Source organism: Pseudomonas sp. LS2P72 (assembly GCF_054897865.1).
In genome coordinates, this window is sequence record NZ_CM142708.1 from 3,140,440 (window position 1) to 3,164,104 (window position 23,665).

Below are 23,665 nucleotides of genomic sequence, written 5' to 3' on the forward strand. Positions count from 1 at the left end.
AAGAGATCAAGCGGCGGCGTTTGTCGTGTGTGGCCAGTGGCTCGGGAAGTAATCGAGCGCCGAGTCGCGCAGGCCTTGCATGTAGGCCACGCTCCACTGAAGGACTTCCTCGATATACGGCACCTTGAGGTCGAAACGTTTGGCCATTTCCACCAGCAGCACCAGGCCGTAGGCGACGTCTTCGTTGAAGGCGCGGCTCTCGCGCTCGATCACGTAACCGGCGCGGTTGCCGGCGGCTGGCACCATCGGCGCGAGGATGTCGTTGTAGGCCTGATTGGTGCGCAGGATCGACAGCATGCTGCTCTGGTCGCGGATCTGCTCGCCGTAGGCCTCGACGATTTCCTGTTTCAGGGATTTCACCGAGGACAGGTCGATGCCCAGTCGCTGGCTGATCACTGCGCACAAGTCCTGACTTTCCTGATCCATGCGTTCGAGGAAGTAAGCGCCCAGTTCCGGGCACTCGGTCCACCAACACATGCGTTGCGGGAAGATCTTGCGATGCCACTGGCCGTACGGGCCGATGAGGCCGTAGATCACCGAGCTGTGCATGATCGGGTTCCCCGGCGTCAGGGTGATTTCCAGATAGTGGTCGAGCATCGTCACGCACGGGCCGTACAACCGCGTCAGGATTTCCTCCAGTTGCTGACTGGACGCCTGCGACTCGCGGGCATGGGTCGCCACATACAACTGGCTTTTGCCGCCGCCCATTTTGATCGAGCGCCCCGGTGTCAGCTCGAACGCAGTATGCGGAACATCCTTCATGCCCCAGATCACTACATTCGGCCGATCGGGCAGGGTGGCTTCAGCCAGCCAGTCGAAACCACAAAATCCCGGAATCGCGCCGACGTAAACAGGTTTGCTCGCGCTCAGATGCGGCGCAATGGCCTTCAGCGTTTGCGGTCGGGCATGGGCGGGCACGGTGATGATGACGATGTCGGCATCTTCCACCGCCGCTTTTGCATCGCTGGTTACCCGATCCAGCCGGGCACTCAGGGTCGAGCCATCGGGCAGCAAGGCCTGCATCGGCGTGTGTCGGGCGTGCTGTTCGATGACCTCCGGATTATGCGTGTGCATCGAAACCTGAACGTTGGGCAGCTGCTTGAACAGTATGGCGTTGAGATGGCCGGTCCTGCCGCCACCACAGATGGCGACTTTCAACAGATTCATCGAGAGGCGTTCCTGTGTGATCGGTGAGTCATGCGACGCTCAGTTGCAGCGGCGCGGAAACGGATTCCAGCCATTGGGTCTTGCCCAGCCAGGCATCCAGTTGCGGTGCGATGCTCGGGTCGATCAGGTCGCGCTCTTGCAGCCATTTATCGTCGAACACGGTGTGCAGGTATTTCTCGCCGCCGTCGGCAATCGGCACAACTACGTTGCCGGTCAGTACGCCTTTGTGGATCAGCTCCAGCGCCTTGAAAATCGCACCACCGGTCGAGCCTCCGACCAGCAGGGCGAAGTTGCGCGCGATGTAGCGGGCCGTTTCGAACGCCTGAGAGTCGGTGACCTGCACACCCAGATCGATGCAGCTGTAGTCGAGCACCAGGCCGACGGTGTCACCGGCCGGCGTACCGGTGCCGGATTGGTAGTAGGGATAGCCGGGGTGGCCGAAGACGATCGAACCGGCGGGTTCCACCGCGACGGTCACGGTGTCCGGGTTGTGCACTTTCAAGCCGCGAGCGATGCCGGTCATCGAACCGCCGGTGCCGACACATCCAACGTAAGCGCCGATAACGCCTTCAGCCTGAGCGATGGTTTCGCGGACGAAATCACTGTAGCCGCCGGCATTGGCTGCGTTGTCGGACTGGTTCATGAACACAGCCCCGGGGATCTCGGCCGCCAGTTCGGCTGCCATCCTCTGGCGCTCGACCACCGCGACTTCATCTTCGCGATACGTACCTTTGACGAAACGAATGTCGGCACCCAGAGCCTTCATCACCGCGATCTTGTCTTGCGCCGCGTGATGGTCGACCACAGCGATAAAGTGCAGGCCGAACTCGACCGCTGCCATGGCCAGGCCAATCCCGGTGTTGCCGGAGGACGACTCGACGACCACACCGCCGGGTTTCAATCGACCGGACTTCAGCGCAGCCAATACCATGTTGCGCGCCATACGGTCTTTGATACTGCCGCCGGGATTGTTTTTTTCAATCTTCAACAACAAACGGGCGTTGGTGTCCGGAATATCAATGCCCAACATCGGTGTATTGCCAATAAGGTCAGATACTTTGTTCAAGATCATTTCAATTGTTCCCTTTAGTAGTCAGGTGAAAACGCAAAGTTACCTTCCGTACAACAGGTCACCGTCAACCGCCGGGGCAGGGGGTGGCGATGAAACTCGTTTTCCAGCAAGTCCATCTGATAACCGGCGGTATTGATGTAAATCAATAAGTCGCCGGCTTGAGGCACAGTCGCAAAGTGGATCAGGCGATGAGTGATGACGTCATCGTCCAGGCAGCTATGGCCCGCGATATACGCTTGGGTCGGTGTGTCGGGCAGTTCTTTTGTGCTGATCAGTATTGGGTCAATCAGGTATTCAGAAGCGAACCAGGTTTCGCAGGCGCTGAAACTGCTGCCCTCAACAAAAATGACGGTTTTGTTGTCGGCCAGTTTTTTTGTGCGTGTTACGCGAAATATTGAAATGGCCGCCTGGTCCACCAGACTTCGACCGGGTTCCAGTGCCAGGGCTATATTCTGTTGGTTCAAATAGTTTGCAATGGAGAGGCCTTGTGAGTGTTCGGCCTCGAGTAATAACGTCAACCATTGCGGCGCTGTCAGGTCGCCGCCGTAAGGGTAAAAAGTGGCGGGAACTTTCAGGTTGTAATAATGGCTGGGGTTATTGTCGTTTTGCAGGAACCGAGCATAGTCCTGGGGCTCGACATAACGAATCGGCAGGCCGCCGCCAATATCAATCATCTGCGGATTCAAGCCCATTTCCCTGGCCGCCTCGACGAACCCGGTGACCTCACGAAAGGCTTGTGCACGGGATTCAAATCCATAGCCGCCGAGATGGAAATGGAAACCCTCGAAGTGAAAAGACTCAGCGTATTTCGTCAACCGTTGAAGGCCTTCGAGCAAATCTTCCGAGCCCATTCCAAATCGACTCCTTGGACTGCTCTTAGGTCTGTAGCGCAGTAAAACTTTGGCTTTGGCAAGGCTTGGCTGTGCGTCGATCACGCTTTTCAGGTGATCAAACTCTTCCAGCGAGTCCACGCAAGTCAATGAACCGGCGCTGATCAGTGCTTGATGAAACGCGGCAGTTTTAGCCGGTCCTGTGGCACAGATTTTTTCTGCTGGCGTGCCGGCTCGCAGCGCTGCATGCAACTCGTGGATGCTCGACACATCAACGCCGATCCCGGAATTTGCCGCTGCACTGAGCATGCTCTGGGACTTGTTGGCCTTGGCCCCGTAAAAGAGGGCATGAGGCACGTTGTACTGCTTCAACACCGCCAGCAAAGCATGTGTGTTTAATTCAAAGGCATGGGGCCAGACCAGATTCAATGGTGAACCGTGTTGTTTGACCAAGTCTTTAAGTGTGCCCGGAAAGTCATTGATGAACGTGGAAATAAGTGGGTCAGTCAGCGGCTTTAACATCTCCGGATGATGAACTTTATTTCGTTGTTCGATAGGTGGTGTATTTGTTGTAGGCATAGTTAACCCCTGGCGCCGTAAATGACGTCGCCATTGATGTTTCGATAACTAAGCGTTATCGACGTATGTAGTCTTTTTACACGTCAGATACGAGGTTTAAACAATTTGGAGGCGGATGCCAGGAGAAATCCGGATCCGGGTTCGAAGCGCTGATCGTAATAAATGGTTCACAAAACAATTGCATGAGAACCCCATTCCATAAGGTTTGTACGGCCGTATTAATTGGCCACTAGTTGAGGGCCAATCCCCTGTAAATACCCGTAACTGACATTCAAATGACATCACTGACAGGTAGTTACCGAGATACTGATAATTTGCTTTGAAGCGAGGATAGTTCCTCTTGGCGGCGTGAACAATATTGCGAACGGGAACGATTATCAAGTAAGGTTTTCAAATATTTTGAATTAAGACCTGCTCAAGGCGAACGCATGAACGTGTATTTACACGCTCAAGGACTCGTTCGCCCCGAGATAAAAAGTTCCTTAATTCCTTGAACAATAAGGCGTTAAGGGCTGTTGCGAGAAGCCCCGGAACAGCATGCAAATCTGCCGCTGAAGGGGCCTGAAAATTTTCAGAAATCACGACTGGTTCACGCCAAGGAGCAACACCATGCAATCCGATCGACTCAGCAGCAAAACCCCACTCGCGATCAGCTACCTGTTCGTGCCGGGCAACCGTCCCGAGCGGTTTTCCAAAGCCGTCGAAGCAGGGCCGGACGCGATCATCCTGGATCTCGAAGACGCCGTTCATCCGGACAGCAAAGCCGCCGCACGCGCCGCCATTTGGGCCTGGCAAGAGGCTACGCCGAGCGTCGCCTGCGAACGTTACATCCGCCTGAACAGCGTGAGCAGTTCGCTGTTCCGCCAGGACCTGACCTGGCTCAGCGACATGCGCTACCCCGGACGTTGCAGCGGGATTTTCCTGCCCAAGGCCGAATGCCCCGAGGCGCTGACACGGGTGGTCGAGCGCCTACTGGAGTGGCAACCGGAACTGAAGATCGTTGCCATCATCGAGACCGCCAAGGGCCTGCAACAGGTCGAGTCGATTGCGTCGATTCCGGGTCTGGCGCGGCTGGCGTTCGGCTCACTGGATTTCTCGCTCGATATCAACTGCAGCCAGACTCCCGAGGCTTTTCTCTTCGCCCGCAACCGCATTGTGCTGGCTTCGCGCACGGCGGATTTGCCGTCTCCAATCGACGGGGTTACACCGGCAATTAGCGATCTGGCGGTGGTCGCCAAAGACTCGCATTACGCACGCTCGCTGGGGTTCAGCGCCAAGTTGTGCATCCACCCCTCGCAACTGGTTTCGGTGCAGCGCGCTTTCCTGCCGGATTCGCGCCAATTGGCGTGGGCCGACCGGGTGATGAGGGCGGTGGCAACGGGCAGTCATGCGGTGCAAGTGGATGGCGAGATGGTCGACTTGCCGCTGATCGAATACGCCGAGCGGCTGCTCGATATGGCCAGCCAATACGCGCCGATTGTCCGCGCAAATGCCTGCTGACCCCCGGCGAATCAGGAGATCAACCATGGAACACGGTTATCAGATTGCACTGCGGCCGATTTGCGAAGTGCTGCAATCGGAGCAGGTCGACCCGGTTAACGTGACGATGCTGCGCGAGTCGATTATCCGGGCCGGGCATTGGCTGGAGCCGATCATCGTCGAGCGCTCGCAAGGCATCGTGATGGACGGCAATCACCGATTCAACGCGGCGTTGCAGTTGGGCTTGAAGCGAGTGCCGTGCATCCAGCTCGATTACACCGATCCGCGGGTGTGTGTGCGGCATTGGCAGACTGGACAGGCGTTCGAAGTGGCGCGAATTTTCACCACGATCGCTCGCGGCGAGATCTTTCCGTACAAGACCACCCGACACGCTTTTGACCCCGCGTTGCCGGTGGTCGCGATACCGCTGGAACACTTGTACGCGTAGCCTTGGCTGCACAGAAGCAAAAAAACTTTACTGCGAGTGATACTTTTTCGCAGATCGACTGGCAATAGGAGTGATTACCATTTTCCCTTGATGAAAAGGATCCTCACGTCATGCCTGTTGTCAGTCGTCCTTGCGGTGAGCGCGTGTTAACACTCGCCATTCGTACCGCCATGCTGAATTTTGTTTTGGTCGCAGGAAGCGCCAACGCCTGGGCCGCCAGCCCTGAGCAACAAGCCGTTGCTGCCGACAAGACCTCGAACATTTCGGCTGCGACGCCGACCGATGACGGCACGGATACGCTGACCCTCGGCACCACCAACATCAACGCCCGCTACAACGGCGCGACCTCATTGCCGGAAGCGTTCGCCGGTGGCCAGGTTGCGCGCGGGGCCCGCCTGGGCATGCTGGGCAACAAGGACGTGATGGACACCCCGTTCAGCGTGACCAGTTACACCGCCAAGACCTTGGCTGACCTGCAAACGGTGACCGTGGCCGATGCACTGGAACGTGATCCTTCGGTGCGCTCCACCGGTCAGACGGGCGGCATCGTCGACTCGTTTTTCATCCGTGGCTTTCCGGTCGGTGAAGGCAATCTGGGCGAACTGGCGTTCGATGGCGTGTATGGCGTGGCACCCAACTACCGCGTATTCACCGAGTACGCCGAACGTGTCGAAGTGCTCAAAGGGCCGGGTGCCCTGATGTACGGCATTTCGCCAAACAGTGGCGTTGGCGGTGTGATCAATATCGTTCCCAAACGCCCGCTGGACGAAGACCTGACCCGTTTTACCGCCAGTTACGCCTCGGACTCTCAGGTTGGCGGTCATCTGGATGTCAGCCGTCGTTTTGGCGAGGAAAATCAGTTCGGTTTGCGCTTCAACGGTAACCTGCGGGGTGGGGACACTGCCGTTGATGATCAGCAGCGAGACTTGGGTATCGGTGCCATTGCGCTTGATTATCGCGGCGAGCGCTTGCGCTTGAATCTTGATTTCATCAGCCAGAAAGAAAGCTTCGATGCTCCGTCGAGGCCTTTCACTGTCGCGCCTGGTATTGATGTCCCATCCGCGCCCAATGGTCGTACCAACTTGTCGCAGGACTGGGGATGGTCAGATACGAAGGAGCAGTCGGCATTGCTGGGCGGCGAATATGACCTGAGTGATTCGGTCACCGTGTTTGCCCATGCCGGGGGCGGTAAGTCAGACGTCAAGCGGATGTCCGATCAGGTGCCGAGAATCCTCAATGAGGCAGGCGATACCAGCAACATTCCCGGTTACTACAAATTCAACGTCGATCGTTCGACGGCCGATGTCGGCATCCGCGGCGTGTTCGCTACAGGGCCGATCACTCACACGACCACGGTGATGGCGACCCAGTATCAGGATGAACTGTCCCGAGGGATCAACAACGGCACCGAAATCCGTTCGAACATTTACCACCCGATCGATGTGCCCAAGCAATTCATCAACTCGCCGAAGGTGCTGCGTATTTCCGAATCGGATCTGTCCGGCGTCGCGGTGACTGACACGTTGTCCATGCTTGATGACCGCTTTCAGTTGACCCTCGGTGTGCGTCGCCAGGACATCGAATCACGCAACTACAACGCCGCAGGTTCGGTCAGCTCGAAATACAACGACAGTGCCACGACTCCACTGGTTGGCGTGGTGGTCAAGCCTTGGGAAGATGTCTCGCTCTATTACAATTATGTTGAAGGCTTGAGTAAAGGAGACATCGCACCAGGCACGGCGGCCAACGCCGGTGAGACGTTTGCCCCGTACGAATCGAAGCAGCATGAACTTGGCGTCAAATATGAGCACGGTACGTTCATGGCCACGCTGGCGTTGTTCCAGATCGAGAAGCCGAGTGGTGAAATCGGCGTCGGCAACGTGTTCTCGGTGCAGGCCGAACAACGTAACCGCGGCATCGAGTTGAGCATGTTCGGCGAAGTCGCGCCGGGCACGCGCTTGATGGGGGGCGTGACTGTGCTTGACGGCGAGTTGACCGATTCGGCGACAGCGGCCAACCGCGGCAACAAACCGGTGGGTGTGCCGGACGTGCAAGCCAACCTCTGGGCCGAATGGGATACACCATGGCTTGAAGGCTTCACTCTGACCGGTGGTGCCATTTACACCGACAGCCAATACGTCAATCAGGCCAATACGCAGGAGCTGGATTCCTGGACCCGCTTCGATGCTGGCGCGCGTTATGCCACCAAGATCGAAGGCCGGCCGACGACGTTCCGCGCCACCGTGCAGAACGTGTTTGATCGTGAGTACTGGTCGGGCGTTGCTTCGTACGGCGCATTTTCCCCGGGTTATCCGCGGACCTTGCAGCTGTCGGCCACCGTCGACTTCTGATGAAGACGGGAAGGGTTGCTACGGCAGATGTAGCAACCCCATCTGAACATTTCGGAAAGGGAGTATTCGCATGTTGAACAACTCAGGCTCAGCGGCTGTAAGTGCACCTTCACCGTTTCGGACAGCGACCAATCAGCTGGCGTTCGTATGTGATCGCAGCTCGAATGAACACATCCGTGAATTGCTACGTTTCTATGGACTGCGCGCGAGTCTGATCCGCTTCAAGGTCCTCAATGCGCTGGTCGCCGCCACTTTGAATGGGCGTGCCGTCGGTGTCCGTGGGGTGCATGCCTATCTGGTGTCGCTGTCTGCCGGGATGACATTTGTCAGCGTGCGCGAAGTGCTTAAACGCCTGTGCGACGAGGGCGTGATCCTGCTTCAGGCCGACAAGAGCTACCGTATCACCGACGAAGCCTGGGCGATGCTGAAGCAGCATCTGGATGGCTGAAAGGTGTTTTCGATTGGCTGTTTTCGTCGCGGCCCTCGATCAGGTTTGAGCAGTGACAAGTGTCGAGGCTTTTACGGGCTTCAACACTTGTCATGATTCACCCGCGACATGTGTCGTCATGCCTGAGCCTAATCGCGCGCTCAAGGTGCGAACCCATGAAAGTCATATGCCATCCCCTTTAAGACTCTCAGGGTCGTCAAAGAGCATTTTGACTTGGCTCTAGATCAGAGCTTTCAAGGCGAAAAAAACCTGGCGTTGCCCCCAATATTGCCCCCTCTCGCCCTCAGAACACGAGCGACCGAAACGGGGGGGGGCTGATTGAATTCCAGCCGTCTGTTCGGAGAGCCGCCGCAACGGGACATCAAACGAATGCGCTTACAGTAAATAAGTGACAGCTGCCAATGGCGATCTTTCGCCGACCCTGAGGTCGCCATGCGGCCGAGTGCCCAGTCATTTGCCGGTACCAATTCCCACAGGGTTGCGGAAATGATCCTTTCGGCGGTTGATCGCATTCTTCCGGAGCAGTTTCTTGAGAAAATTACGGGGCAGTCGATTTCCGTACATCAACCCGGCTCGTTTTTTTTCCTAGGATGGCTGACTGCCCTGAGTTTTCCTCCATCCGCTTTCAGTTGGGAGCTTCGGGAAACCTACCTATCCGATTAAAGGCAGTAGGGATCCAGTGGCGGCGGATGCTGGAAGTTACATTATCGTCTCGATCGGCGGGGCTCGTAAGTTGAGGACAAGACAGCAATGAGTGAGTCGATCGCCCAACAGATTCGAGGTGGGTTTCTTCTCGTCGGCAAAATCGTGATGCAGGAAGTGGCGTCTCACTCGGGAGTCGGCCAGTACATGATTTTGGCAGCGATTGATGACGTCCAGGCTGACGCAAGGCTTGCATCTTGGTCGCGCTCAGTATTCTGTTTGGCTCGAAAAATAAAAAAAACAGTTAGTTATGAAATATGTTGTCTTTTTCGTTCCACGTAGAACTACGAAAATCCAAGGGCTAAGGTATGGGCTGGGAGGTTTTTTACAGAAGCAAGAAACGACAAAGCCCTGACTAATCAGGGCTTTGTCGGTACAAATATGGCGGAGGCGATGGGATTCGAACTCATGGACCTGTTACAGTCGACGGTTTTCAAGACCGTTGCCTTAAACCACTCGGCCACACCTCCGTTGCGTTGCGGGCGCCATAATACCTGAATGAAACACACTGTCAAACTCTCTGCATAGCTTGTTACAGAGCGTCTGTTATGATCTTTGCGACTGAACGTTTCAAACCAACAGGAGTGTCGCCATGCGCGAACAGGATTACGCAGTTAATAACAGCGTGCAGGCTGAGCAGCTAGAGGTTAGCCGCGTCCTGCGCAACACTTACGGCTTACTCGCTCTCACTCTCGCATTCAGCGGCGTGATGGCGTTTGTCGCTCAGCAGATGCGTGTCGGCTACCCGAACATTTTCGTGGTGCTGATCGGTTTCTACGGCCTTTTCTTCCTAACCAACAAACTCCGTGATTCGGCTTGGGGCCTGGTGTCGGCATTTGCCCTGACCGGTTTCATGGGTTTCCTGCTCGGCCCGATCCTCAACCGTTACCTGGGTATGCAGGGCGGTGCTGAAGTCGTCAGTTCGGCCTTCGCAATGACTGCGCTGGTGTTTGGTGGTCTGTCGGCCTATGTGCTGATCTCCCGTAAGGACATGAGTTTCCTCAGTGGTTTCATCACTGCTGGTTTCTTCGTGTTGCTGGGTGCGGTGGTTGCCAGCTTCTTCTTCCAGATCAGCGGTCTGCAACTGGCGATCAGCGCAGGTTTCGTGCTTTTCTCCTCGGTCTGCATTCTGTTCCAGACCAGCGCCATCATTCACGGCGGCGAGCGCAACTACATCATGGCTACCATTAGCCTGTATGTATCGATCTACAACCTGTTCATCAGCTTGTTGCAGCTGTTCGGCCTCATGAGCCGCGATGACTAATCATCAGCCTTGAGGAAAAAACCCGCTTCGGCGGGTTTTTTCTTGCCCGCGATTTGAATAAATGATCACGCCATCGGTGGCAAGCTGCGCTTGACCGGGGTTTTCTTGACGATCGCTGTATTGGTTTCGGCAAGGGTGTTGAGGCGGTCGAGCAGGGTGTCCAGTTGCTCCATCGAACGCACATGCAGGCGTGCGATGAAACAGTCGTCGCCGGTGACCTTGTCGCACTCCGTGAACTCCGGGATGGCTTGAATCTGCCGTTCCACTTCCTGCAACTGGCCTGGCAGCGGACGAATGCGGACGATGGCCTGGAGTTGATAGCCAAAGCACTTGGGGTCGATCTCGACGGTGTAACCCTTGAGCACGCCACGCTCTTCGAGGCGGCGTAGACGCTCGGCGACGCTGGGCGAAGACAGCCCGCTGATTTGCGCCAGGGCCTTGAGCGAGCGGCGTGAGTCTTCCATCAATGCCGTGATCAGCACTTGGTCGATATCGTCGGTCATGGCGAAAACCTCTATTAGGCAATAAATTCAAACTGCCTTGATAAAAAAGGCAGATTTCGAGTTTAGCCTGCTTTTTGCTCTGGAGAAGCCCCTCGGCGGATTGGCATACTTTGGGCTCAAACACAGGAGTCTGATGATGGACAAAACAATACGTCACGGGTCATTTGAAATGACCGCCGCCATGCTGATTTCCGGGACTATCGGCTGGTTCGTGCTGGTGTCCGGGCAACCGGTACTGGACGTAGTGTTCTGGCGTTGCGTGTTCGGCGCCGGCACGTTGTTGCTGATCTGCGCGGCATTCGGCTTCCTGCGTCCCGGCATTCTGACCCGCACCACGTTCTTGCTGGCGGTGCTCAGCGGCGTGGCGATTGTCGGCAACTGGGTGCTGTTGTTTGCTTCTTATTCCCGTGCCTCGATTGCCATCGGCACTGCGGTTTACAACGTTCAGCCGTTCATGTTGGTGGGGTTGGCCGCGTTGTTTCTCAACGAGAAAATCACCCTGCAGAAACTGTTCTGGCTGGGCATTTCGTTTCTCGGGATGCTGGCGATTGTCAGCGCACATGGCGGGCAGGGCGAGAGCGGCAATGATTACCTGATGGGCATCGCGCTGGCGCTGGGGGCGGCATTTCTTTACGCGATTGCCGCGTTGATCATCAAGCGCCTGACCGGCACACCGCCGCATCTGATCGCGCTGATTCAGGTCACCACCGGCGTGCTGTTACTCGCGCCATTCGCGCACTTTTCGGCTCTGCCGCAAGCGCCGAGCGCGTGGGCCAGTCTGGTAACGCTGGGCATTGTTCACACCGGCGTGATGTACGTGCTGCTCTACGGCGCGATTCAAAAACTGCCGACGGCACTGACTGGTGCGCTGTCGTTCATCTACCCGATTGCGGCGATTTTCGTTGACTGGTTTGCCTTCGGCCATCGCCTGGAGCCGCTGCAATGGATCGGTGTCGCCGCAATTCTGTTGGCCGCTGCCGGTATGCAACAGGGTTGGAGCCTGAAGTTTCGTCGGACGGTGACAACGCAGTAACCCGTAAAAAAAATGTCAGATGTTCCAGCGCGGTGCCGTATTGGCCAGGCGGTAATCGGATTGTCGCCATACCCCGCGACGATAAACACGGTAATCGCCGAAAGCAGCGCGGTGTAACCGCCCTTGCCGATGGCGTGGTACGAGAAGAACCCGCAAACCACGGCCATCGCAAAATAGGCTCGGTTTCCTCAGAAGATGTAATCGGTGGTCAGGAAACTCGAACTGCGTCCGCTGATGATCTCGCTGATGAGTTCTTTGTTGGTTTCCTGGAACTTGGTCGCCACCAGTGTCCGGATTGAAAACACCCGCAGCGCATCATGCACCGACAGCGTGCCTTCGGCGGAGTTCTTGCGTCCGTTGAACGGGAAGGTGTCCGGGCCGCGCTGGCACTGGGCGTTGAGGTTAATCCGGCCGACCTGGTTGGCGAAGGTGTCCACCAGTCGGCCGACCGCCACCGGGTTGGTGCCGAAGATACTCAGCTGCTGGCCGAAGTCCGATTCCAGGACGTAATCGATCACGGTGTCCAGATGCCGGTAAGGCACGATCGGCACGACCGGGCCGAATTGTTCTTCCTGATAAACGCGCATCTGCGGCGTCACCGGGTACAGCACGGCGGGGTAGAAGAACGAAGCGCGGGATTCACCGCCGTTGGGGTTGACCACGGTGGCGCCTTTGTCGACGGCATCCGCCACCAGCGAGTGCAGGTAATCGACCTTGCTCGCTTCCGGCAATGGCGTCAGCGCCACGCCGCTGTCCCACGGCATGCCGGGTTTGAGGTTGGCGAGTCTGGCATTGAATTTATCGATGAACGCCTCGACCACGTCTTCATGGACGAAGAGGATTTTCAGCGCGGTGCAGCGCTGACCATTGAACGACAGCGAGCCGGTAAGCGCTTCGCTGACCGCGTTGTCCAGATCCACCTCAGGCAGCACGATGCCGGGGTTTTTCGCGTCCAGGCCCAACGCCGCACGCAAGCGGTGCGGTTTTGGATGAGGTTTTTTGAGGTCGCTGGCGGCTTTGTTGGTGCCGATAAACGCGAAGATATCGATCTTGCCGCTGGCCATCAGCGCGCTGACGGTCTCGCGGCCGCTGCCGTAGATCACGTTGATCACCCCGGCCGGGAAGCTGTCACGGAACGCCTCCAACAACGGACGAATCAGCAGCACACCCAGCTTGGCCGGTTTGAACACCACGGTGTTGCCCATGATCAGCGCCGGGATCAGCGTGGTGAAGGTTTCGTTCAGCGGGTAGTTGTAAGGTCCCATGCACAACGCCACACCCAGCGGTACGCGGCGGATCTGCCCGAGGGTGTCCTGTTCCAGTTCGAAGCGACTGGAGCGGCGGTCGAGTTCCTTGAGCGCGTTGATGGTGTCGACGATGTAGTCGCAGGTGCGGTCGAACTCTTTCTCCGAGTCCTTGAGGTTCTTGCCGATTTCCCACATCAGCAACTTGACCACGGCTTCGCGCTGTTCACGCATGCGTCCGAGGAAGGCTTCGACGTGCTGGATGCGCTCGGCCACGCGCATTGTCGGCCACAAACCCTGGCCCCGGTCATAGGCGCGGACGGCGGCGTCGAGGGCGGTCAATGCGGTGTCAGCGTCGAGCAGCGGTGTGCTGCCAAGGATCACTTGTTCATCGCCATTTTCACCCGTCAGGTACACCGGGCTGCGGACTTGGGCGAGGGGCCCGGACCAGGTTTTCAGCTCGCCGTCGACCAGGTATTCACGCTGCTCGGTCTGGCCGTCGAGGCGGTATTTTTCCGGGATGTCGGTGGCGTCGGGAAACAGGTTGCCAAGGATGTGTGCTGTGGTCATGTCGCTACCCCGTCTGGATTGGGTGATGCACTGATGAATCGTTTTAGCAGACCTGGGACTCGCTTGTCATGGCTCATCTTATGATTTTTTTGGCTCGACTTTGCGGATCGTCGTAGCAGCTGCCGAGCCTGCGAGGCTGCGTTCGGTGCGGGGCTGCGACCTTTTGCCCTGAAAACACACAAGTAACGATCCTCCGGTTAAACTTCGCGCTCTTTCTGAAGGAGTTCATATGAGTTACTACCAGCCGGGCATTCTCGCCACCCCAGTTCCGCCTCAAGCCCGTCATATGTTCTTCGCACTCGAATCCGCCGCCGCACTGCCGGCCGCTCTGGAGAATCTCAAGGGACTGGTGGACGGTAAGTCGGCAGTGATCGGTTTCGGTGACTCCCTGGTCAAGGCCCTCAAGGGGCAAATCGAAGGCCTGCGCACCTTTCCAGCGTTGACCGGTGTCGGCGTCGACAACCCGTCGACCCAGCACGCGCTCTGGTGTTGGTTGCACGGCGTCGACCGTGGCGAATTGCTCAATCGCAGCAACGCCATCGAAGCGGCGTTGGCCCCGGCCCTGCGCCTGGTGCAGATGAACGAAACCTTCCGCCACCTTACCGGCCACGACCTGACCGGTTACGAAGACGGCACCGAAAACCCTCACGACGAAGCCGCCATCGCCGCCGCACTGGTGAGTGACGGCGCTGACGGAATGGTCGGCGGCAGTTTCGCTGCGATCCAGCAGTGGCAGCATGACCTGAAAGGCTTCCACGGGAAGCCGTCCCATGAGAAGGACAACATAATGGGCCGTCGTTTGAGCGACAACGAAGAGATCGACGACGCGCCGATTTCCGCTCACGTCAAACGCACCGCCCAGGAAAGCTTCGCCCCCGAGGCCTTCGTGGTGCGCCGTTCCATGCCGTGGATCGAAGGCGATCGCGCCGGCCTGATGTTCCTGGCCTTCGGTTTTTCCCTCGACGCCTTTGAAGCTCAACTACGCCGCATGAGCGGTCTGGAAGACGGCATCACCGACGGTTTGTACCGCATCAGCCGGCCGATCACTGGCGGCTACTACTGGTGCCCGCCGCTCAAGGACGGTCATCTGGACCTGCGCGCACTGCGCGTCGGCTAACTATCAAGGAGTGACTATGAGTGTGGTGCGCTGGGGCATGATCGGGTGTGGCAGCGTCGCTGAACGCAAGAGCGGGCCGGCCTTCTACAAGGCGCCCGGCTCGGCGCTGGTGGCGGTGATGGGGCGGCGTCTGGAAGCGGTGACCGATTACGCCGCGCGCCACGGCATCGCTCGGGTCTACACCGATGTCGACGCGCTGATCAATGATCCCGAGGTCGACGCGGTGTACATAGCCACGCCGCCTGACAGTCATCACACTTACGCCTTGAAGGTAGCGGCCGCTGGCAAACATTGCTGCGTCGAAAAACCGATGTCGTTGAATGCCGGGCAAAGCCGTGAGATGCAAAAGGTCTTTGCCGATGCCGGGCTGCACCTGTTTGTTTCCTACTACCGACGCTCGCTGCCGCGCTTCCAGCAGGTGCGGCAGTGGCTGGAGGAAGGGCGGATCGGCGAGGTCCGGCACCTGACCTGGACCCTGACCAAAGCGCCATCGCCGACCGATCTTGGCGGTACAGATAACTGGCGCACCGACCCGGCCATTGCTGGCGGTGGTTATTTCGCTGACCTGGCCAGCCATGGCCTCGACCTGTTCCAGTACCTGCTTGGCGACATCGTCGAAGTCGCCGGGTTTACGGCTCGGCAGGCCGGTTTGTATGCCGCCGAGGATGCCGTCAGCGCCAGTTGGCGATTTGCTTCGGGCGCCCTGGGTATGGGCTGCTGGAATTTCGTTGCGGATCGTCGAGAGGATCGGGTCGAGCTGATCGGCAGCACAGGCCGGATCAACTTTTCCGTATTCGATGAGCATCCGGTTCAGCTAGAAGCCGATGAAAGCCTCAGCCTGCACATCGAGAATCATGAGCACATACAGTGGCATCACGTACTGGGCATGAACGCGCACATTCGGGGTGAAGCACAGCATCCGGCCGTGGCCGAGCAGGCATTGAAAACCGATTGGGTGATGGACCAGATCCTCAAGCGCTAACGTAGTTCTGTAGCAGCTGCGTTGTGGCGAGGGGATTTATCCCCGTTCGGCGGCGAAGCCGTCGTAACCCCTGAATGCGAGGTTGTACTGACACACCGAGTTGCCTGATTTCACGACGGCTTCGCCGCCGAACGGGGATAAATCCCCTCGCCACGACGCAGCTGCTACAAAGTCCGCGGTCGTTCGGCGAATCTAACCTTATGCTCAAACAGTATTTCTCAAGCCTGTCATTAGAACTTTAAGATCACGTCATAACTCGTTATGACAAGTGATCTTCCATGACCGATAACGTTCTCTCCCTCAGTAGCGTTCCGCTGCACACCCAACTTCGGGATGTGCTGCGCGCCCGCATCCTCGACGGCGAATACCCGCAAGACAGCCAGATGCCTTCCGAAAGCGAACTCGGCGCGCTGTTCAAAGTCAGCCGCATCACCGTGCGCCAGGCCCTGGGGGATCTGCAGAAAGAAGGGCTGATCTTCAAGATCCACGGCAAAGGCACCTTCGTCGCCAAGCCAAAAACCTTCCAGAACGTCAGCACCCTGCAAGGCCTCGCCGAGTCGATGACTGGTCGCGGCTACGAGGTGATCAACCGCCTGCGCAGCTTCAAATTCATTCCCGCCGACAAACTTGTTGCCGAGCGCTTGCACGTCGCCGAAGGCGAGACGGTGGCGCAGATCAAACGCGTGCGGCTAATCAACCGCGAGCCGATTTCCCTCGAGATCACCTACCTGCCCAAAGCCATCGGCGAGCGTCTGGAGAAGGCTGATCTGGTCACTCGCGATATTTTCCTGATCCTGGAAAACGACTGCGGCCTGACCCTCGGTCACGCAGATCTGGCCATCGACGCGGTGCTGGCCGACAGCGACCTGACCCAGGCGCTGAACGTCGAACCCGGCTCACCGATCATGCGCATCGAGCGCCTGACCCACGACGCCAGCGGCCAACCCGTGGACTTCGAACACCTTTACTACCGCGGCGATGCCTTCCAGTACCGTCTGCGGATCGACCGGCAGAGAGGGGCGCAGGCATGACTCACGGCTCAATGACTAGAAAGACGCTCGAACAGGAATACGACATCGTCGTGATCGGCGGCGGCACCGCTGGACCGATGGCGGCGATCAAGGCCAAGGAACGCAACCGCGATTTGCGCGTGCTGCTGATCGACAAGGCCAACGTCAAACGCAGCGGGGCGATCAGCATGGGCATGGACGGCCTGAACAACGCGATCATTCCCGGTCACTCGACGCCCGAGCAGTACACCAAGGAAATCACCATCGCCAACGACGGCATCGTCAATCAGGCGGCGGTGTATGCCTACGCGACCCACAGCTTCGAAACCATCGAGCAACTGGACCGCTGGGGCGTGAAGTTCGAGAAGGACGAGACCGGCGACTACGCGGTGAAAAAGGTCCACCACATGGGCGCCTACGTGCTGCCGATGCCGGAAGGGCATGACATCAAAAAAGTGCTGTATCGCCAATTGAAACGGGCGCGGGTGAGCATCACCAATCGGCTGGTCTGCACGCGTTTGCTGACGGACGAAGAGGGCGCAGTCAACGGTGTGATGGGCTTCGATTGCCGCACCGCCGACTTTCACGTGATCAAGGCCAAAGCCGTAATCCTCTGTTGCGGCGCTGCCGGGCGCCTGGGTTTGCCGTCCTCGGGTTACCTGATGGGCACCTACGAAAACCCCACCAATGCTGGCGACGGTTACGCCATGGCGTATCACGCCGGGGCAGAGCTGGCGAACCTGGAATGCTTCCAGATCAACCCGCTGATCAAGGATTACAACGGTCCGGCCTGCGCCTACGTCACCGGCCCGTTGGGCGGCTACACCGCGAACAACAAGGGCGAACGCTTCATCGAATGCGATTACTGGAGCGGCCAGATGATGTGGGAGTTCCACCAGGAACTCGAAAGCGGCAACGGCCCGGTGTTCCTCAAACTCGATCACCTGGCCGAGGAAACCATCCAGAACATCGAAGAGATCCTGCACAGCAACGAACGCCCGAGTCGCGGTCAGTTTCATGCCAATCGCGGCACCGACTACCGCACGCAAATGGTCGAAATGCACATCTCGGAAATCGGCTTTTGCAGCGGGCATTCGGCCTCTGGCGTGTGGGTCAACGAGAAGGCCGAGACCTCGGTCAAGGGTTTGTACTCGGCGGGTGACATGGCCGCGGTGCCGCACAACTACATGCTCGGCGCATTCACCTACGGCTGGTTCGCCGGCACCAACGCGGCGGATTTTGTCGCCGGACGAGAGTTTTCAGCGGTCGATGCCCAGCAGATCGAAACGGAAAAGGCCCGGGTCTACGCGCCGCTGGACCGCGAACACGGACTGCCGCCGGCTCAGGTCGAGTACAAGCTGCGACGTTTTGTGAACGACTATCTGCAACCGCCGAAAGTGACCAAGAAGATGCAAATCGGCCTTCAACGCTTCAGCGATATCCAACGCGATCTCGATCAGATCAAGGCCCACAATGCCCACGAACTGATGCGCGCCATGGAAGTCAGCATGATCCGCGACTGTGCCGAAATGGCCGCCCGCGCTTCGCTGTTCCGCGCGGAAAGTCGCTGGGGGCTTTACCACTATCGGGTCGACCACCCGCAACGCAACGACAGCGACTGGTTCTGCCATTGCCATCTGAAGAAGGATGAAAACGGCGTGATGAGCAGTTTCAAGAAAGCTGTCGAGCCTTACATCATCCCGCTGGATGCCGATGAAATGCAGGCCTACGACCGGCTGCGGGTCGGTGCGTTTGCTGCCTGAGCCTCACAACAAGAGAGACCGCGAAATGGCCTATCAACCCCAGGAAATATTCTTCCGCTCCAACGCGCCCGTCACGGTCGATGAGGACCTTTGCATTGCCCACAAAGGCTGCACCGTGTGCGTCGACGTTTGCCCGATGGACCTGCTGGCGATCAACCCGGCCACGCAAAAGGCCTACATGGCGTTCGACGAATGCTGGTACTGCATGCCGTGTGAAAAAGACTGCCCGACCGGGGCGGTGAAGGTCGAAATTCCCTATTTATTGCGCTGACTGACAGGACGCCATCGTCGGAACGCCGCCCGGAGCCGGCTCGCTCCCACAGTGGATCGAAGCCAGCCGAAAGTCCTGAATACACCGATAAACCTGTGGGAGCGAGCCTGCTCGCGATGAGGCCGCCACAGACAACAAAAAAGCCATCCGGCAACCACCGGACGCCTGATTCAAACACCCCTCGTTTCCCACCGCGCCCTGATCGTGGCGGAGACGAACATCCTAAAAATGATTCGAGGGGATACATCTATGTTATTGCGTGCAGCTTTCGCCGGTCTGGTACTGGCTTCATTCTCCTTGTCGGCGTCGGCCGAGACCATCCGCATTGCCATCGGCACCCAGGACACCACGATCAACTGCGCCGCCGGCGGTCTGTTGATTCGCGAGCTGGGCCTGCTGGACAAATACCTGCCCCACGACGGCCCCTACAAAGACGCCAGGTACGAGGTGGAGTGGAAGAACTTCACCAGCGGTGCGCCCCTGACCAACGAGATGGTCGCCGGCAAACTCGACTTCGGCGCCATGGCCGATTTTCCCGGTTCGTTCAACGGTGTAGCGTTCGAAACCGCGGGCAAGCACAGCGTGTTTATCAGCGTGCTGTCGGGCAGCATCAAGGGCAGTGGCAACGGCATCGTGGTGCCGAGTGCCTCGAGCGTGCAGTCGCTGGCGGAGCTCAAGGGCAAGACCATTTCCGTGCCGTTCGCCTCGACGGCGCATGGCATGTTGCTGCGGGCGGTCGCGGCCCAGGGCTGGGACCCGCTGAAAGACGTGAACATTATCGCCCAACCGCCGGAAGTTGCCGGCTCTGCGTTGCAGGCCGGGAAGATCGACGCCCACGCTGACTTCGTGCCGTTCGCCGAACTGTTCCCCAGCCGTGGTTTCGCTCGCAAGATCTATGACGGCGCCCAGGCCAATGCGCCGACCTTCCACGGAGCTCTGGTGGATCAGGCCTATGCGAAAAAGTACCCGGAAATCGTCGTGGCTTACCTGCGGGCAAGCATCGAAGCTAACCAGTTGCTCGCGGCTGAGCCGGAGAAATACAGCGAGCTGATCGCCAAGGTTACTGGCGTCGATGCCGAGGTCAATTACCTGTTCCACGGTCCGCTGGGCGTGCAAACCCGCGACCTCAGCTGGAAGCCGGAATACCGTCAGGCCGTCGGGACTGCCATCGACACCCTGAAGCTGTTGAAGAAGGCTGATCGAGGTCTCGATCTCAATACCTTCATCGACGACCAATACATCCGCGCTGCGTTCAAGGCCTCGAAGCTGGATTACACCGCGCAATTGGCCAACTACGGGCAGACGCCGCTTAAAGCGGTGGATGCGTTGAGCGGCAAAGCGATTACCGATTTCAGCCATGTGGCCGAGATCTGGGTGCGTGGCGAGCCGAAGGTTCGGCAGTACGCCTCGGCGGAGTCGGCGTTTACCGCGTTGGCCAGCCTGAAGCAGGAAGGCAAAAACATCCGCGCGGTGTATGCCCAGGCGAGTGACAGCGGGATCAAGTTGCTGGCGGATCAGGCGTGGTTTGCCAGTGATGCGAAAGGGCGGCTGAGTGCGTTTTTGCTGAAGGGGCAGGCTCAGCAATTTGCTACGGCTCAGGGTGGGAAGGTGTTTGACTTTACCGACGCTACGACTCAAGCCGTCGCCACTCGCTGAGTTGTGGGGGGGAGTCCAAAGCCACCCCTCACCCCAACCCTCTCCCCATAGGGGAGAGGGGGAAAGGGGGCCGATCTCCATGATTTTCAGAATCTGAGTTCGACTCGATATTTCAGGTCGATGTAACTCGAAAGAACAACTCGGTCAGTCCCCTCGCCCCTCCGGGGAGAGGGTTAGGGTGAGGGGGGGCTGCCGTCCGACACCATCTACAACTGGAACCCGACATGCCCAAATCACTAACTCGCTGGATCCCAAGAGCAGCCTCCTTACTGCTCTGCCTCCTATTCTGGCAACTCGCCGCCAGCCACCACTGGAACCTCGGCCTGGTCACCTTCGCCAACGTCCCGACACCTCTGGCGGTCATAGAAGCCGCCCTCGGCCTCGGCGACTCCGGCAAGCTCGCGCAACACCTCGGCAGCAGCCTCAGCCGAGTCTTCGCCGGTTACCTCGCGGCGCTGCTCATCGGCATCGCTTTGGGCTTGGCCATCGGTCGCTCGAAATGGGCTGAAGACCTGCTGCTGCCACCGCTGGAAGTCCTGCGTCCGATCCCCGCCGTCGCCTGGATCCCACTGGCGATCCTGATGTTCCCATCCTCGGAACTGTCGATGGTCTTCATCACGTTCACCGGCGCACTGTTCCCGATTCTGCTCAACACCGTGCACGGCGTCGAAGGCGTCGACCCTCGGCTGATCGCCTCGGCGAAAAGCCTCGGGGCAGGGCGCCGGGCGATTCTGTTGGAGGTGATTCTGCCGGGCGCCGCGCCGAGCATCATCACCGGCCTGGCGATCGGCATGGGCACCTCATGGTTCTGCCTGGTGACCGCCGAAATGATCTCCGGCCAGTACGGCATCGGCTATTACACCTGGGAGTCCTACACCATCCAGAACTACGCCGACATCGTGGTCGGCATGTTGCTGATCGGCGTACTGGGGATGGGCAGCAGCCTGCTGATCAAACGTCTGGGCGGGCTGTTCACGCCTTGGCATCGACCACGAGGAAAAGCCTGATGAGTGTGATGCAAACCCCTGAAGGACGGATCGATATCCGCCAACTGTCCATTGTCCTCGGCGAGCACAAGCAAGCCTTCGAAGCCGTGCAAGGTCTGGATTGCCAGATCGAACCGGGGCAATTCGTGTGCATCCTCGGGCCGTCCGGTTGCGGCAAATCGACCCTGCTCGGTGCCCTGGCCGGTCACCTGCAACCGCGAACCGGCACCCTGAAAGTCGACGGTGCGCCGGTCTCGGGCCCATCGCCGCAGCGCGGCATGGTGTTCCAGCACCACACGCTGTTCCCTTGGCGCACCGTGCGCGACAACGTGGCTTTCGGCCTGAAAATGCGTGGCATCGGCAAAGTCGAACGGCACCAGGCTGCCGACGAAATCCTTGCCCTGGTGGGCCTCGAAGGGTTTGCCGAGCGCTGGCCTGACCAACTCTCCGGCGGCATGCAGCAACGGGTAGAAATCGCCCGGGTGCTGATCAACCGCCCGCGCCTGTTGCTGATGGACGAACCCTTCGGCGCCCTCGATGCGCTGACCCGGTTGAACATGCAGGAGCTGCTGCTGGACATCTGGACGCGAATTCGCACCACCGTGGTGTTCGTCACCCATGACATCGATGAAGCGCTGTTTCTCGCCGATCGGCTGCTGGTCATGAGTTCGCGCCCGGGGCGGATCATCGAAGACCTGCGCCTCGATTTCCCACGGCCACGCTCCACCGAACGGGTCACCAGCCACGAGTTCTCCCGCTTGAAGCGTCATTGCCTCGAGTTGCTGCGTCACGAAGACGGTCGGCAGTTACCGCGCCTGAACCCTCTCGGACTTCCCCTTGAAAACAAACTGCCGCGATTTGCCCTATGACCTCTCTATTCGATGTAACCGATAACGACGACATTCTCGCCCTGCAACCGCGCTTGACCGATGACGACCCCGGCGTGCGCAGAATTGCCCTGATCGAACTGGCCGACCTTGAAGAACCGGACGGTCTGCTGTGGCTGGTCAATCGCCTGGCGCAAGACCCGACCGAAGAAGTCCGCGCCGAAGCCGCACGCTTGCTCGAAGCCTGGGAGGACACACCTGTGGTCGAAGCGCTGTGTCAGGCGCTGACCGATCCTTCCCAAGCCGTGCAAGCGGCCGCCGCGCAAAGCCTTAGCCTGCTCAAGACCGAGGCGGCGGGCAGGGTGATTCTGCCGTGGACCGGACATGCCGACATCAGCGTGCGCATCGCCGCATTCAGAGCCTTGCGTGAGTTGCGCTTTCCCGATGCCGCCGCTGCCGCTTTAGAGGCATTGTCCGACGAAGACGCCAGTGTCCGCCGCGAAGCCGTTGGTGTACTCGGATGGCTCAAGCAGCTCGATGCCTTGCCGGCGCTTGCCCGATTGGCCAGTGACGACCCGGACACCGAAGTCCGCCGCGCCGCCACCGGTGCCCTGGGCCTGGCCTCCGACGCCCACGTGCTGCCGGCGCTGCGCCACGCCTTGCAGGACGAAGCCTGGCAAGTGCGCGAAGAAGCCGCCACGACGCTGGGCAAGGTCGGTCACGTCGACGCTGGTTCAGCCCTGGTCGAAGCCCTGAGTGACGATTACTGGCAAGTACGCCTGCGCGCCACCCGCAGCCTCGGTCGTTTGCGTTACGTCCCGGCCCTTGAAGCGTTGATCGAAACCCTCGGCCACCGCATCAGCAACCTGCGCAAGGAAGCTGCGCTGGCGCTCGGAGAGTTGAACGACCGGGGCGCCATCGCACCCTTGCAGGCCGCGCAAGACGACGGCGACCCGGAAGTGCGCAAAGCCGTGCGCATCGCCTTGAGTCAGCTGCAATGAACCCGGTGGCGATTGACAATTCCAAAGGTAAACAGCAGCTGCGGTTGAACTGGCCGGATGGTCGCGAACAGTTGCTGGACCACGCTGAGTTGCGCCGCCAATGCCCGTGCTCGCAATGCCGGGCGTTTCGGTTGCAGGGGGTGAGGGTGAAAATCGATGAGCGCATTCGTGTGATTGAATTCAACCAACAGGGCTACGGCCTGCAACTGATCTTCAGCGACGGCCATGAGCGCGGGATCTACCCCTGGCCCTACCTGGCACAACTCGTTCCCGAAAACGACTGAAATCCCTGTGGGAGCGAGCCTGCTCGCGATGGCGTCATAACAGTCAACATCAATGTTGAATGTCAGTCCGCTATCGCG

At 58.8% G+C, this 23,665-nt stretch carries 21 protein-coding genes, 1 tRNA gene and 2 pseudogenes; 16 read left to right on the top strand and 8 right to left on the bottom strand.

Annotated features, from left to right (window positions below; all coding sequences use genetic code 11):
* Positions 1-6 precede the first annotated feature (6 nt).
* The 3 genes from ACYZUA_RS14515 to ACYZUA_RS14525 are packed head-to-tail and all read right to left on the bottom strand — an operon-like array spanning position 7 to position 3,648.
* A complete protein-coding gene (locus tag ACYZUA_RS14515; RefSeq protein WP_095129817.1) occupies positions 7-1,167 on the bottom strand; it encodes an NAD/NADP-dependent octopine/nopaline dehydrogenase family protein in 1,161 nt (386 codons plus the stop codon).
* A 28-nt stretch (positions 1,168-1,195) separates the two neighbouring features.
* Positions 1,196-2,239 (bottom strand): PLP-dependent cysteine synthase family protein, encoded by a 1,044-nt coding sequence (locus ACYZUA_RS14520; RefSeq protein ID WP_461963782.1) that lies wholly within the window; start codon positions 2,237-2,239, stop codon positions 1,196-1,198.
* A gap of 14 nt (positions 2,240-2,253) precedes the next feature.
* Complete coding sequence (locus ACYZUA_RS14525) at positions 2,254-3,648, bottom strand: Y4yA family PLP-dependent enzyme (RefSeq protein WP_461963784.1); 1,395 nt, start codon at positions 3,646-3,648, stop codon at positions 2,254-2,256.
* A gap of 609 nt (positions 3,649-4,257) precedes the next feature.
* Between ACYZUA_RS14525 and ACYZUA_RS14530 the strand changes: the two genes are divergently transcribed.
* The 4 genes from ACYZUA_RS14530 to ACYZUA_RS14545 all read left to right on the top strand — a co-directional run bounded on the left by ACYZUA_RS14530 (position 4,258) and on the right by ACYZUA_RS14545 (position 8,374).
* Positions 4,258-5,148, top strand: coding sequence for an HpcH/HpaI aldolase/citrate lyase family protein (locus tag ACYZUA_RS14530; RefSeq protein ID WP_461963786.1), 891 nt, complete (start codon positions 4,258-4,260; stop codon positions 5,146-5,148).
* A gap of 25 nt (positions 5,149-5,173) precedes the next feature.
* Positions 5,174-5,575, top strand: a complete 402-nt coding sequence (locus ACYZUA_RS14535; protein ID WP_150655993.1) for a ParB N-terminal domain-containing protein — start codon at positions 5,174-5,176, stop codon at positions 5,573-5,575.
* A 110-nt stretch (positions 5,576-5,685) separates the two neighbouring features.
* Positions 5,686-7,926 (top strand): TonB-dependent receptor, encoded by a 2,241-nt coding sequence (locus ACYZUA_RS14540; protein WP_461963789.1) that lies wholly within the window; start codon positions 5,686-5,688, stop codon positions 7,924-7,926.
* 70 nt (positions 7,927-7,996) lie between these two features.
* Positions 7,997-8,374, top strand: coding sequence for a fe2+ zn2+ uptake regulation protein (locus tag ACYZUA_RS14545; RefSeq protein WP_461963791.1), 378 nt, complete (start codon positions 7,997-7,999; stop codon positions 8,372-8,374).
* A gap of 699 nt (positions 8,375-9,073) precedes the next feature.
* On the opposite strand, the pseudogene ACYZUA_RS14550 reads toward ACYZUA_RS14545, so the two are convergent.
* Both ACYZUA_RS14550 and ACYZUA_RS14555 read right to left on the bottom strand, forming a co-directional pair.
* Positions 9,074-9,293: pseudogene (locus ACYZUA_RS14550) on the bottom strand (site-specific integrase); the annotation flags it as partial.
* 165 nt (positions 9,294-9,458) lie between these two features.
* Positions 9,459-9,546: transfer RNA gene (locus ACYZUA_RS14555), tRNA-Ser, on the bottom strand.
* Positions 9,547-9,668: 122 nt separating this feature from the next.
* Between ACYZUA_RS14555 and ACYZUA_RS14560 the strand changes: the two genes are divergently transcribed.
* On the top strand, positions 9,669-10,340 hold the full coding sequence (locus ACYZUA_RS14560) for a Bax inhibitor-1/YccA family protein (RefSeq protein WP_461963793.1): 672 nt from the start codon (positions 9,669-9,671) through the stop codon (positions 10,338-10,340).
* 65 nt (positions 10,341-10,405) lie between these two features.
* Here ACYZUA_RS14560 and ACYZUA_RS14565 read toward each other — a convergent pair whose 3' ends face one another.
* Positions 10,406-10,843: an Lrp/AsnC family transcriptional regulator gene (locus ACYZUA_RS14565; RefSeq protein ID WP_461963795.1), complete on the bottom strand. Its 438-nt coding sequence runs from the start codon at positions 10,841-10,843 to the stop codon at positions 10,406-10,408.
* A gap of 136 nt (positions 10,844-10,979) precedes the next feature.
* Between ACYZUA_RS14565 and ACYZUA_RS14570 the strand changes: the two genes are divergently transcribed.
* The gene (locus ACYZUA_RS14570) at positions 10,980-11,876 is read left to right on the top strand and encodes a DMT family transporter (RefSeq protein ID WP_046055161.1); all 897 of its coding nucleotides are present in this window, start codon (positions 10,980-10,982) and stop codon (positions 11,874-11,876) included.
* Between the two features lie 50 nt (positions 11,877-11,926).
* Here ACYZUA_RS14570 and ACYZUA_RS14575 read toward each other — a convergent pair.
* Together ACYZUA_RS14575 and ACYZUA_RS14580 are read right to left on the bottom strand one after the other, a co-directional pair.
* A pseudogene (locus ACYZUA_RS14575) lies at positions 11,927-12,052 on the bottom strand (FUSC family protein); the annotation flags it as partial.
* 12 nt (positions 12,053-12,064) lie between these two features.
* Positions 12,065-13,690: an NADP-dependent glyceraldehyde-3-phosphate dehydrogenase gene (locus ACYZUA_RS14580; RefSeq protein ID WP_461963797.1), complete on the bottom strand. Its 1,626-nt coding sequence runs from the start codon at positions 13,688-13,690 to the stop codon at positions 12,065-12,067.
* Between the two features lie 229 nt (positions 13,691-13,919).
* Here ACYZUA_RS14580 and ACYZUA_RS14585 point away from each other — a divergent pair, with 229 nt between their 5' ends.
* The 10 genes from ACYZUA_RS14585 to ACYZUA_RS14630 all read left to right on the top strand — a co-directional run bounded on the left by ACYZUA_RS14585 (position 13,920) and on the right by ACYZUA_RS14630 (position 23,587).
* A complete protein-coding gene (locus ACYZUA_RS14585) occupies positions 13,920-14,807 on the top strand; it encodes a Dyp-type peroxidase (protein WP_461963799.1) in 888 nt (295 codons plus the stop codon).
* Positions 14,808-14,823: 16 nt separating this feature from the next.
* Complete coding sequence (locus ACYZUA_RS14590; RefSeq protein WP_461963801.1) at positions 14,824-15,789, top strand: Gfo/Idh/MocA family protein; 966 nt, start codon at positions 14,824-14,826, stop codon at positions 15,787-15,789.
* A gap of 278 nt (positions 15,790-16,067) precedes the next feature.
* A complete protein-coding gene (locus ACYZUA_RS14595) occupies positions 16,068-16,820 on the top strand; it encodes a GntR family transcriptional regulator (protein WP_461963803.1) in 753 nt (250 codons plus the stop codon).
* Positions 16,821-16,831: 11 nt separating this feature from the next.
* Positions 16,832-18,562 carry a fumarate reductase/succinate dehydrogenase flavoprotein subunit gene (locus tag ACYZUA_RS14600; protein ID WP_223432528.1) on the top strand — a complete coding sequence of 577 codons (1,731 nt, stop codon included), beginning with the start codon at positions 16,832-16,834 and terminating at the stop codon, positions 18,560-18,562.
* 25 nt (positions 18,563-18,587) lie between these two features.
* Positions 18,588-18,833 carry a 4Fe-4S dicluster domain-containing protein gene (locus ACYZUA_RS14605; RefSeq protein WP_007946457.1) on the top strand — a complete coding sequence of 82 codons (246 nt, stop codon included), beginning with the start codon at positions 18,588-18,590 and terminating at the stop codon, positions 18,831-18,833.
* A 249-nt stretch (positions 18,834-19,082) separates the two neighbouring features.
* Positions 19,083-20,489 (top strand): ABC transporter substrate-binding protein, encoded by a 1,407-nt coding sequence (locus ACYZUA_RS14610; protein ID WP_461963806.1) that lies wholly within the window; start codon positions 19,083-19,085, stop codon positions 20,487-20,489.
* A 224-nt stretch (positions 20,490-20,713) separates the two neighbouring features.
* Positions 20,714-21,496: an ABC transporter permease gene (locus ACYZUA_RS14615; protein ID WP_461963808.1), complete on the top strand. Its 783-nt coding sequence runs from the start codon at positions 20,714-20,716 to the stop codon at positions 21,494-21,496.
* Positions 21,496-22,344 (top strand): ABC transporter ATP-binding protein, encoded by an 849-nt coding sequence (locus ACYZUA_RS14620; RefSeq protein ID WP_461963810.1) that lies wholly within the window; start codon positions 21,496-21,498, stop codon positions 22,342-22,344. The genes ACYZUA_RS14615 and ACYZUA_RS14620 overlap by 1 nt, the downstream gene beginning before the upstream one ends.
* On the top strand, positions 22,341-23,303 hold the full coding sequence (locus ACYZUA_RS14625; RefSeq protein ID WP_461963813.1) for a HEAT repeat domain-containing protein: 963 nt from the start codon (positions 22,341-22,343) through the stop codon (positions 23,301-23,303). Before ACYZUA_RS14620 ends, ACYZUA_RS14625 begins: the two co-directional genes overlap by 4 nt.
* Complete coding sequence (locus ACYZUA_RS14630) at positions 23,300-23,587, top strand: DUF971 domain-containing protein (RefSeq protein WP_461963815.1); 288 nt, start codon at positions 23,300-23,302, stop codon at positions 23,585-23,587. The genes ACYZUA_RS14625 and ACYZUA_RS14630 overlap by 4 nt, the downstream gene beginning before the upstream one ends.
* Positions 23,588-23,665: the final 78 nt, after the last annotated feature.